The following is a 10,953-nucleotide window of genomic DNA, read 5'->3' as shown; positions in this document are numbered from 1 at the left end:
ATTAATAATTAAATGGGGTCGCAAAATTAAAAATAAGGGTAATGCTTGTATCACAGTTTAAATGTGCAACAGCTTATTGTGGCTTTAGAACACCCGCTGCGCTTAACTGCTTCCTCTACCAGAGGGCCTCGTACTCTTGGATCGAATACATTCTCACTCTTAACGATGGACTCAATAACATCCCAGGCATCATCTCTATGTTGGCGGTAATGTTCAGGAATCGTATTTTCAGGGCGAAGTAATTCAGCATAGGGATCGACTTCCAAGAAGCGAGCTTCCTGATTGCCGATCACATTCTCCAAGTCTTTACACTTTTGCCACTTTGGAAGAGCTTTCGGATCGTTAATCTCAATTGTTGCTACATCTGTTCTAGAGGGATCAATCCACAAGATACGCTCGATATGAGCTTTTGCTTGTTCGTCGTACCACTCCAACAACATATTGACGTAGAGATTCATCCAGCACCCCCCACGGTTTGGTAGGACTCGATTAAAGGTTCAGCTAAAAGAGTCAACGGTTGGTTGGGCTGAATAAGTTTATTCATATCAACTAACCATTGTCGATTTGCGATTAGGTAACGCACTACGGACAAGCTAATGCCAGGAGACAAACCCAATAGATCGTCGCACTCAGAAGTGATATCACTCAGCGAGACATGATGCTTGGATATCTTTAAAGTTAGTGCTGTAGCAATACGATTAATTTCAACGCTTGAGAGGGGAGAAAGGTCTTCAGGTGAAAACAGAGGATGTAGCCAACCCACATTCTTTGCCAGTGTTTCGGGAATTTCTCTTTCAGTGACAATACCCCAGTCAATACTTCGTTCCTGCCAGTAACGGCGTTCTATCTCTAGCTTTTCCAGGGTTCGCTGGGATTGCAAATCTTGAGATGATTTAACGGTTCGTGCTTGCTCGATTGTGCCAATTTTCTGGCGGGCTGTGATCAAGAAGTCAGTAGTCATGACAATCGGTTCTTGAGTTTTTGGATCTTTGGGATGGGCTATGCCACACTGCTCCGCGATCGCTAATGTCTCTTCCAAGGGCAGTAGTGGGTACTGTTCTCGAATGTCGCAAACTATTGGCGACCATTCCAGAACGTAGAAATAGTTTAACTCTTGATTACTCATTAGATGATGAACTCGGCGAGCCTTCCATCCCTTGATTCTGGTTGCCAGACCTTGAGAGGGAACATCCTGAATTAATAGCCAAGGAACATATTCAGAGCCTTGGCCTTGTCCACGCTCTTCGCGAATCCGGTTCTGGATACTTTTTTGGGTGGTAGCACGTTGGCGTTTAGCCATAGCAGCCTCCTGCAATCGGTTATGGCAAATATAACATACTTCTGTTTGTTTTAAATAACATACAGAAAAACGATGTGGGAAGATCGGGGTAGACCAAATAATGTAGATAAGTGGAACTAAAGCCAATGGCGATTTTTTACACGAGAAGTTGGAAAAGCCTCCCAGATGGCTGTGCCTCACTGGAAAGTAAACTATGAGTTCATTCCTTAACTTTGTTTTTGGTGTTATTCGAGGGATTCAGGGGGGACGAGAGTTTTATATCACTCGTTGTCAGGTGAGCACGATTTTGAAGGTATTTTTATTTGATGAAGAGCTTATTCCTGCTGAAATGAGAACTCAGTCTAATCCTGAGCCAGCTTATCTTTCAGACGATGCTCAATATGTTCTGGGTAGTCCCATTTACCAAGCACTTGCGCCAATAGTAGCCATCATTGATGGCGATCTAACTTATCAGCCTCTTGATGAAACGCCTGGTAATCAAGATATAGGCCAGATAACGGTTTCGGCAGATTTTCCTTTGATTGTTGCTGAGGGTCAGCGTCGTCTTGATGCGATCAAACTTGCCTTGCAAGAGCGACCTGAATTGGCGGAAAGCTATATTCCAGTAATTTTTTATCAAACTGTAAATAGCAAACGTTTCCAGAAAAATAGTAATCTGAGCGATCGCATTATTCAATTTCAACCAGATGAGTTAGATAGCTTTCAGGTGAGCTATCGCGATCGCCCCACAGTGATCGCTAAGGCTGTGATGGCTGGTGTTAAAGTATTCAACTACTTAACAGAGGTGGAACGCAGCAGTTTGCCAATGCGTTCTCAAAAGTTATTTACGTTAAGTGCAATCAAGAATGCTACTCAAGCACTTTTAGTGGAGCATGAAGATGATGAGTTAACGGAGCAAATTCAACTAGCTATTCGTTACTGGAATGCCGTTTGCGCCAATATTCCTGATTGGAACAGAGTTCTACAGAATAAAGTAAGTTCAGGGACTATACGCCGTGACTATGTTCATGGTCATGCGATCACTCTAGCTGCATTAGGTCATTTAGGCGCAGCTTTAATTTCACTTCATCCAAAAGATTGGGAAGCACAGTTAAAAAAGTTACGACAGATTGATTGGTCACGCTCTAACCCAAAATGGAAGGGTAGAATAATTATTAATAATCGTATTTCTAAATCTCTTAATAGTGTTATTTTAATGACTGCATACGTAAAAAAATATTTTGGTTTACCATTCACTTTACAAGAAGAGGAATTAGAAAAATTTTTTTCTTAAAAAAACAGGTTTTTTATTCATAAGTATGCAGTTAGATCTATCCTATTTGCTAAAAAATATAAGTATATTTTTTATAAATTTAACAAATTAAAACCAAAATTATAAGAGTTATTCTATTTATTATAAATCCGGTGAGCTTTTTACCGAGCTTTCTACTTTCCTTGGATTACTACAATGGGAAATTTCTACATCAAAAATAGGACGAGAGTCTATATTTGCGTCAAGAGCAGCATCTGTCATATGTTGATCTTCCCCCTTGGCATCAAAGCAGACAGTAAACTCTTTTTCGCCTACTGAAGAGTGTTGAACTAGAACCTGGGCATATATTAGGAAGCAATTTCCTGAGTAGAACCAGAATTTCTGCTCGCTGGCTGAGCAAGCTAGTAGCCATGATGTAGCAAGTTCAGCCCAGTAATATACTCAGCAGGGATCGCTTCCTCTATACAGATGTGGGAGCTACCAACCTCTCTGCCCAGTTTAGCTAATTATTCTCCAGTTCAACTAACTATTCTTTAGTTCATCTAACTATTCTCCTTGTACAAATGACTAATGACTAATGACTTCCTTTATTCTACCGTCACAGACTTAGCCAAATTACGTGGCTGATCCACATCCAAACCCCGACGGGCTGCAATGTGATAAGCCAACAATTGCAGCGGAATCACTGTCACAATCGGTGACAACAATTCATCCACCAAAGGCACGGGCAAAATGTGGTCAAAAATATCGGCTTCCGCCGCACCTTGCTTGGGCGTAACGCCAATTAAACGGGCGTCACGCGCCTTCGCTTCCTGAGCGTTGGAAAGCACCTTTTCGTAGACGCTTCCGGGCATGGCGATCGCCACTACAGGCACTTTCGCATCCAAAAGGGCGATCGGGCCGTGTTTCATCTCTCCGGCGGGATATCCTTCGGCGTGAATGTAGCTAATTTCCTTCAGTTTCAGCGCCCCTTCCAAAGCAATCGGAAAGTTAATTCCCCGCCCCAAAAAGATAAAATCTTGGGTTTCTGTAAACTGGTGGGACAATTCCTCCACATACTGTTCTTGAATCTCCAAAAACTTCTCAATTTCTGCCGGCAACTGGCGCAAACCAGTAATAATTTCTGCCAATCTCTCAGTGCTGATTGTTTGCCGCTGGTGCGCCAAATCCAAAGCTAAGAAATAGAATGCCATTAACTGAGTAACAAAAGTTTTAGTCGCAGCAACGCCGATTTCTATACCAGCGTGGGTGTTGATTACGTGCGGCATCATGTGGGCGATCGAACTTTCAGTCCTGTTAGTAATGCCTAACATTCTCGCCCGGAATTTATCAGTAAAACCCGCGCGGCGCTGTTGTTCCATCCCCAAAGCAGCCAGCGTGTCCGCCGTTTCTCCCGACTGAGTTACCCCAATAGTTAAAGTATTTGCTGTCAGCGGTGCGGGCGCGTAGCGGTACTCAGAAGCGTACTGCACCGCAGTCGGAATATTAGCTAATTGTTCCAACAAATATTTGCCAATTAGCGAGGCGTGCCAGCTCGTTCCGCAGGCGAGAATCGAAACTTGTTCGACATCGGCGCAAAGTTCATTGGGCAAGTTGAGGTTGATGGGAGAGCGCGGATTTCCCGGCTGCCACTCGCTGTCTAAATAAGCCTCCAAACAAGCTCGGACTACGGCGGGCTGTTCGTAAATCTCCTTGTGCATGAAGTGTTTGAAGCCTTGTTTTTCGACTAAAACCGGACTCCAACCAAGGATGCGCGGGCTTTTTTTCAGCCTTTCTCCTGCAAAGTTGTAGACTTCGACTCCCATCGGAGTTAGCCTTGCCAACTCGCCATTTTCTAGAGATAAAACAGTGCGAGTGTGAGATACTAATGCCGGCGTGTCGGAAGCGCAGAAAAATTCGCCTGCACCAAAGCCAATCACCAAAGGAGCTTGCTGTCTGGCGACAATTATTTCGTCGGGGAAATCGGCGCAAATAACGGCGATCGCAAAGGCTCCTTCTAACCTATTTACCACCTTAGCAACGACTTCCAAAAAGGACAAATCAGCAATTTTTTGGGGTTTTTTCTCTTTTTCTTCTTCGTTCTCCCTTTTTGCTTCTGCAAAAAACTCAGCTATTAAATGAGGAATAACTTCTGTATCGGTATCCGAGACAAAGTTATGTCCCTTTGCTTTCAATTCTTGCCGCAAATCGCGATAATTTTCGACAATTCCATTTTGAACTACCGCAATTCGCCCGCTATTATCCAGGTGAGGGTGAGCGTTATATTCCTCTGGTTTGCCGTGAGTTGCCCAGCGGGTGTGTCCGATGCCGATGGGAGCCGGAGAGTCTATCTCTGCTAGCTTTTCCCGGAGGTTGTGCAATTTGCCCTTGGCTCGGATGCAGGTAATTTCTCCTTCGGAGATGGTAGCGAGGCCCGCTGAATCGTAGCCCCGGTATTCTAGTTTCTCTAATCCTGCTAGCAAAATCTCGCTTGCTGCTTGCGTGCCGATATAGCCAACGATTCCGCACATTTAACGTACTACTCCTGCTTAGCGATCGCAATAAAACTCAAGTTTTATCATTTTTACCTTCTTCCGGCCCCAGAATGCAGATTCCGCGACAAAAAAGAGGGGGCGATTAAATTGCCCCCTCTTTTGTACCCGTAATTCGATCGGTGTGTCGATCGATATTTAGTAGGCTAGACCCATACTGCGAGTGGTTTCTGCTCCCAGGTAAACCCGGATGCTCAGAAAATCGGTGGGGCAAGCAGTTTCGCACCGCTTGCAGCCTACACAGTCTTCGGTGCGGGGAGATGAGGCAATCTGAGCTGCTTTGCAGCCATCCCAGGGCACCATCTCCAAAACGTCAGTCGGACAAGCGCGGACGCATTGAGTGCAGCCGATGCAAGTATCGTAAATTTTGACTGAATGAGACATTGAATAAAGGCTCCCAACGAGTCACTAAAAATTTGCTGGCTCTGCAAGTGAACAGATTTGACGGCGAGGTGACACCGCTATAGCCTGCACAGAGAATTAAAGGTTAGTCTACCGCAGTGCCTGGAAGCACTTCGCGAAAAAGCGACAAAACTTCACAGTTATTCACCATGGGAGTCTTATGGAACCCTTTTGGGATCTCTATGATTCGCCAACCGTTTGAGCATCAGCCTGATTAAATACAAATTGAGTTTGGCAGTAGGATTGGTGAGAGTGGGTTCAAAGTTCTTGACCAAACTGCGATGATCTTATCCGGGTGATACCCCTTACCCTTGCAGAATGGTAATCTTCGGAATATTGACGGGCCCGAGTGTGAAAATAATCGAGGTTGTGACTCAACATTTAAATCAAGCCACAGTCATCGGACACACTGGCTTTTGTGCAATGGATAAAAAACGGCAAGCTGACTGGTATCAACGGCTAGATGTTGTTTGATGCCATTGGTGCAGTTGTAATGGCAGAAGCCTTTAGACTCGACACTCGCAAAATGCACGTATTTTTCGCCGGTACACCGAGCTATTAGAGGAATTCTAGCCGTTTGTTAATCAACTTTACGCTGTGAGGTAATGAAGGGAGATCGGGGAGCCAAGAAGAAACCCACGAGACTAGCGAAGAGAATCGGTGTAAAAGTGCTAAATCCTGTCAACTTGGCGAGTAGCAGAGTTGTACTAATTGGAGTTCGAGTAACTGTTGAATTCAGAGCAGCCATTACACAAATCATTGCCAAAGTCTCGTTGGAGGCGGGATTAATGATAGCGATAGCCTTTCCTAAACAGGCTCCTATAAAAAACAGTGGGATGATAATCCCCCCCCGCCAGCCTCCATTTACGGTCGTACTTATGGCAAACACTTTAGCAATAACTAAAGTTAAGAGAACTCCCAAAGAAAAGTTTCCCTCAACAATTTTTTCAATTTGATGTTCACCAAAGAAACGAGTGAGTGGAAACAAAGCTGATAAAACGCCAAGTCCTAGCCCGGCTAAAGTAGTTCGCACATAGATTGGACCGCGTATCGAATCAAACAAGCGACCAACACTGCGAAATACAGCGATAAAAAGCCACCCCACGATCGCACCTACGATTCCATAAGCAATCGCGGCGCCAAAGTCATAAAGGCTGTCCACATTGTATTGAGGAAAATGCCACGTAGGGCCAATGCCAAGCTGGGTAATTGCTACAAAAATGGTGTAACTTGCACAACTTGCCACGACCGCAGGCAATATTGCTTCAAAATACTCCACAACATTCTGATGATGCAGGATTTCTAAAGCAAAAAAAGTACCACCCAAAGGAGCGCCGAACAAAACTGTAAAACCAGATGCCATGCCAGCAATACTCAAAGTTCGTAGTGCCTCTCCACGCAATTGAAAGCGATCGGCTAACCACGTACCAATTGAACCTGTTACTTGCACCATTGGTGCTTCTGGACCAGCACTGCCTCCACTTGCAATACTGATTAGCGACGACAGAATCATAGAAGGATTCTCGTTCATTGGTAACCGCCCACCATTGAGATGAATATTGTCAATAATCAACCCTATTTCGCCAGGATTTCCCAGCCAATGAATGAGCAAACCGATGAGCAAACCCGCAAGCGGCATGATGATTAGTAGAGAATGTCCACTAAAATATTCAAATCCCACCATCATGTAAGACAAAAATATCCAATAACTTGCACCAAACAAACCACAAATGATTCCTAGCATTGCCCATAGGAATACCGAACGTGTGAGATTTACTGGGTTTCGTTTCATTGCTTATTCCTTGTCCCTAACTAGGCAGTTAGGAAGTCTTAAAAACTATTTTGTATAATAGTATACTGTTTTTTGGGTCTGTATCTTCTATTGACTCAAAAATGTATGAGCCCGATCGAGCTTTCGGCTCGCGGGCTCTGTATAATTCCGATCTAACCGGATTTGATTTGAGAAAAAACTCAAGTCTTTATGCCAATTTCCCAAAGTTGTGCAACAGTTGTAAGGACTTGTTGTTTGATATTTTGGCTTTTAGCAAGGATTTGGGTGAACTAGCCCCTATACCAACTGTTGCAAAATTTTTGATAATTAGGGCTTGCTGCAAACTGCTGCAAATAGATCGACTACAAGCCTAATTTTTCTAACACGGGCTTAGTTGAAACAATATGTCGATCGAGTCCTAGTTTTTTCGGCTCCACACCCAAAGCCAAAGCTACCAACTGCGGTAAATGCAGCACCGGCAAACCCAATTTGCGCCCGATTACTTTTTCCACCTCCGGCTGCCGCGAATCCAAATTTAAATGACAAAGCGGACAAGGCGTTACCATACAATCAGCGCCATTGTCAAGAGCATCTTGAATATGTTTGCCTGCCATCTGAAAAGATTGGTTAGTGGCATAACTGGCCAACGGCCAGCCACAGCACTGCGTCCGCCCTCGATAGTAAACCGGAGTTGCCCCGATCGCCCGAAACACATTTTCCATCGATTCCGGTTGGTGGGGGTCATCGTAAAGCAGCTTATCCTGAGCTCGCAGCAGATAGCACCCGTAAAAAGACGCGCACTTCAAGCCCGAAAGCTTTCGGGTGACTCGCTTCTGCACTTCCTCCAAACCGTAATCGGCAACGATCGCCCACAACAGATGTTTCACCTCGGTACTGCCTTGATAAGGCGAACAGCCTTGTTTTTCCAGTAAACCGTTGACTTTCTCTATGTAGTTGGGATCGGTTTTCTGAGATTCCTTGAGGCGATCGTCCACATGACCGATGACCCCTTGACAAGTGCTGCAATGCGTCAGCAAAGGCAGATTCAGTTCCTCAGCCAAAGCAATATTGCGGGCGTTGACAGTATCTTCGAGTAACTGCGAATCTTCCTTGAAAGTGCCAGAACCGCAGCAGGAAGCTTTCTTTAGTTCCACCAGTTCAATCCCCAACGCTTGAGTCAGCGCCATTGTAGACAGGTAAAGTTCGCGGGCCGCCCCTTGGGCAACGCAACCGGGAAAATAAGCATATTTCAGATTTTGGGATGGCATAATCGTTTCTGCTGGGGACACAAGGTTCGGGAAAAGAAACTTGAGCGATCGAAGTCGGGAGGCTTCCTGCTTAGTTTTCCCTCTTTATAATTAACCGATCACCGCCTAGCTAAGAGCCAATTGTCAGCTTTTCTCAAGCATTTTGAGTTGATGACTGACGCACCATCGACCAAAAATCCGCTTCCTCAACGTTATCAGGTGGCTAAACGAGATGATTGATTTTGGGCTATTGGGTTTTTTTGCCTGAGTCCTAGAGTTGCTGCGATCGTCCGTGTCCCAATTGTCCCTGGCCCGTGTCACTTAGAAAAGCGGCCAGCCTTTGTCCTGCAGATCCCCCTTTCGGATAAGATTAGATACGCAGCAACCAATGAGGACACGATGTTATGAGCCAAGACGACATTTTTGCTAGAGTCCAGAAAATTGTGAAAGAGCAACTGGAAGTCGAGCTGAGCGAAGTCAAGCCGGAAGCCAACTTTGCTAATGATTTAGGAGCAGATTCCTTAGATACAGTAGAGCTGGTAATGGCTTTGGAAGAAGAGTTTGATATTGAAATTCCCGACGAAGCAGCCGAAGGAATTACTACGGTTCAAGCTTGTGTAGATTACATCAGCAGCCAACTTGCAGCTCCAAAAGCATAAAATACCTGTCTTTTCCCCTAAGAGGAGAGAAGTTATAAAACTGGAAACTCCTCTTTAGTTCTGCGTTCTGGGTGTTTAATTTTTTGAAACTGAAATCATGACAAATTTAGAGCGTAAGCGCGTTGTTATCACAGGTCTCGGCGCGATTACACCGATCGGCAATACCTTGTCCGAATATTGGGACGGGTTGCTTGCCGGGAAGAATGGTATAGGCCCGATCACCTTATTCGACCCGTCGCGGCACGACTGCCGCTTTGCCGCAGAGGTGAAGGGTTTCGACCCACACGACTATTTAGAGCGCAAGGAAGCAAAGCGGATGGATCGCTTTGCTCAATTTGGGGTGTCAGCGAGCAAACAAGCTGTTGCTGATGCAAAGTTGGAGATTAATGACCTGAACGCAGAACAGGTGGGTGTCATTCTTGGCACTGGCATTGGTGGCTTAAAGGTTTTGGAAGATCAGCAAGAGATATATCTGACTCGCGGCCCCGATCGATGCAGCCCGTTTATGATCCCCATGATGATTGCGAATATGGCCGCGGGTCTGACGGCAATTCAAACGGGTGCTAAGGGGCCGAACTCTTGCACGGTGACGGCCTGCGCTGCCGGGTCAAATGCCGTGGGTGATGCGTTTCGCCTAGTTCAGGGGGGTTACGCGCAAGCCATGATTTGCGGTGGTACGGAAGCTGCGGTGACACCTTTGTGCGTGGCGGGTTTTGCTGCGGCGAGAGCGCTTTCGACTCGCAATGATGACCCGACTCATGCTTCTCGTCCGTTCGATCGCGATCGTGATGGTTTTGTCGTCGGCGAAGGTGCTGGCATTCTGATTCTAGAAGAAATGGAACACGCTCTGGCGCGTGGCGCGAAGATTTACGCAGAAATCGTCGGCTACGGTTTAACTTGCGATGCGTATCACATGACTTCTCCGGTACCGGGGGGGGAAGGTGCGTCGCGGGCGATGGCTTTAGCGCTCAAGGATGGGGGTTTGACGCCGGATATGGTGAGCTATATCAACGCTCACGGCACGAGCACGCTTCCCAACGATTCTACGGAAACGAAAGCGATTAAAAAGACTTTGGGAGACCATGCTTACAAAGTAGCAATTAGTTCTACCAAGTCGATGACCGGCCATCTTTTGGGCGGTTCTGGGGGAATTGAGGCGGTGGCGACGGTAATGGCGATCGCCAATGACAAAATCCCGCCGACAATTAATCTGGAAAATCCCGATCCTGAGTGCGATTTGGACTATGTTCCTCATACAAGCCGCGCTCTAAAAGTTGATGTGGCGCTGTCGAATTCCTTTGGATTTGGCGGCCACAACGTGACTCTGGCATTCAAGAAGTTTGTTCAGTAACGGGCAATTTGAAAATCGAGAGTTAAAAGGTAAAAAATTAATTTTTTACCTTTTAATTTTTAGATAAATTTTAGATTGGGCGATCGGCTATTAAGTAAATCAAATTAACCCAACCTATAATGCGATCGCGCCTGAGATCCCCGCAGCACTTTAACTCCTGCGGAGTTCTGGCTATTCTTTTTTTTGATTAGCCGTTGCTCATATCATGTCCGCGCGAGCGCTTGACTCCAAACGCTTACTTGTCATGAGTCAAGCGCAACGAAGTCAGCGCGTTGCCGAAAGGGCGAGATTCTTCAGTTCATTCAGGACTCAGAATGACAACTACTGAAGCCGATTTAATATAACTTAGTTTTTTCATAGAAGGCTGGGGGGGTGACAAAGAGGTCTACGAGATAGACTGTATAAGGGTTGCGGCCCGCATACCTTGTTGATAAAAACGG

Annotated in this window: 9 protein-coding genes; 3 read left to right on the top strand and 6 right to left on the bottom strand. The window is 45.7% G+C overall.

Annotation, left to right across the window (positions count from 1 at the left end; all coding sequences use genetic code 11):
• Window positions 1-50 precede the first annotated feature (50 nt).
• Together QUA90_RS29205 and QUA90_RS29200 are read right to left on the bottom strand one after the other, a co-directional pair.
• Window positions 51-458: a hypothetical protein gene (locus tag QUA90_RS29205; RefSeq protein ID WP_333448652.1), complete on the bottom strand. Its 408-nt coding sequence runs from the start codon at window positions 456-458 to the stop codon at window positions 51-53.
• A complete protein-coding gene (locus tag QUA90_RS29200; RefSeq protein WP_333390290.1) occupies window positions 455-1,300 on the bottom strand; it encodes a TnsA endonuclease N-terminal domain-containing protein in 846 nt (281 codons plus the stop codon). Before QUA90_RS29200 ends, QUA90_RS29205 begins: the two co-directional genes overlap by 4 nt.
• Window positions 1,301-1,493: 193 nt before the next feature.
• Between QUA90_RS29200 and QUA90_RS29195 the strand changes: the two genes are divergently transcribed.
• Window positions 1,494-2,573, top strand: coding sequence for a DNA sulfur modification protein DndB (locus QUA90_RS29195; RefSeq protein ID WP_333390287.1), 1,080 nt, complete (start codon window positions 1,494-1,496; stop codon window positions 2,571-2,573).
• A gap of 566 nt (window positions 2,574-3,139) precedes the next feature.
• On the opposite strand, the gene glmS is transcribed toward QUA90_RS29195, so the two are convergent.
• The 4 genes from glmS to QUA90_RS29175 all read right to left on the bottom strand — a co-directional run bounded on the left by glmS (window position 3,140) and on the right by QUA90_RS29175 (window position 8,524).
• Window positions 3,140-5,062, bottom strand: coding sequence for a glutamine--fructose-6-phosphate transaminase (isomerizing) (gene glmS / locus QUA90_RS29190; RefSeq protein ID WP_333448651.1), 1,923 nt, complete (start codon window positions 5,060-5,062; stop codon window positions 3,140-3,142).
• Window positions 5,063-5,221: 159 nt separating this feature from the next.
• Window positions 5,222-5,467 (bottom strand): photosystem I iron-sulfur center protein PsaC, encoded by a 246-nt coding sequence (gene psaC, locus QUA90_RS29185; RefSeq protein WP_015175986.1) that lies wholly within the window; start codon window positions 5,465-5,467, stop codon window positions 5,222-5,224.
• Window positions 5,468-6,065: 598 nt separating this feature from the next.
• Window positions 6,066-7,277 carry a chloride channel protein gene (locus tag QUA90_RS29180; RefSeq protein ID WP_333448650.1) on the bottom strand — a complete coding sequence of 404 codons (1,212 nt, stop codon included), beginning with the start codon at window positions 7,275-7,277 and terminating at the stop codon, window positions 6,066-6,068.
• A gap of 341 nt (window positions 7,278-7,618) precedes the next feature.
• A complete protein-coding gene (locus QUA90_RS29175; protein ID WP_333329547.1) occupies window positions 7,619-8,524 on the bottom strand; it encodes a CoB--CoM heterodisulfide reductase iron-sulfur subunit B family protein in 906 nt (301 codons plus the stop codon).
• A gap of 383 nt (window positions 8,525-8,907) precedes the next feature.
• On the opposite strand from QUA90_RS29175, the gene acpP reads away from it, so the two are divergent.
• Window positions 8,908-9,162, top strand: coding sequence for an acyl carrier protein (gene acpP / locus QUA90_RS29170; RefSeq protein WP_333082619.1), 255 nt, complete (start codon window positions 8,908-8,910; stop codon window positions 9,160-9,162).
• Window positions 9,163-9,259: 97 nt separating this feature from the next.
• Entirely contained in the window at window positions 9,260-10,513 is a 1,254-nt protein-coding gene (gene fabF / locus QUA90_RS29165) for a beta-ketoacyl-ACP synthase II (RefSeq protein WP_333329550.1), read from the top strand.
• The last annotated feature ends 440 nt before the right edge of the window (window positions 10,514-10,953 follow it).

The organism is Microcoleus sp. D3_18_C4, from assembly GCF_036702355.1.
Taxonomy (GTDB): Bacteria; Cyanobacteriota; Cyanobacteriia; order Cyanobacteriales; family Microcoleaceae; genus Microcoleus.
The sequence above is the reverse complement of the archived record's forward strand: the minus strand, read 5'-3'. Positions and strand labels throughout refer to the sequence as shown.

Coding starts and splice junctions, on each gene's coding strand:
- QUA90_RS29205 (WP_333448652.1), bottom strand. CDS start 458: ATGAATCTCTACGTCAATATGTTGTTGGAGTGGTACGACGAACAAGCA.
- QUA90_RS29200 (WP_333390290.1), bottom strand. CDS start 1,300: ATGGCTAAACGCCAACGTGCTACCACCCAAAAAAGTATCCAGAACCGG.
- QUA90_RS29195 (WP_333390287.1), top strand. CDS start 1,494: ATGAGTTCATTCCTTAACTTTGTTTTTGGTGTTATTCGAGGGATTCAG.
- glmS (WP_333448651.1), bottom strand. CDS start 5,062: ATGTGCGGAATCGTTGGCTATATCGGCACGCAAGCAGCAAGCGAGATT.
- psaC (WP_015175986.1), bottom strand. CDS start 5,467: ATGTCTCATTCAGTCAAAATTTACGATACTTGCATCGGCTGCACTCAA.
- QUA90_RS29180 (WP_333448650.1), bottom strand. CDS start 7,277: ATGAAACGAAACCCAGTAAATCTCACACGTTCGGTATTCCTATGGGCA.
- QUA90_RS29175 (WP_333329547.1), bottom strand. CDS start 8,524: ATGCCATCCCAAAATCTGAAATATGCTTATTTTCCCGGTTGCGTTGCC.
- acpP (WP_333082619.1), top strand. CDS start 8,908: ATGAGCCAAGACGACATTTTTGCTAGAGTCCAGAAAATTGTGAAAGAG.
- fabF (WP_333329550.1), top strand. CDS start 9,260: ATGACAAATTTAGAGCGTAAGCGCGTTGTTATCACAGGTCTCGGCGCG.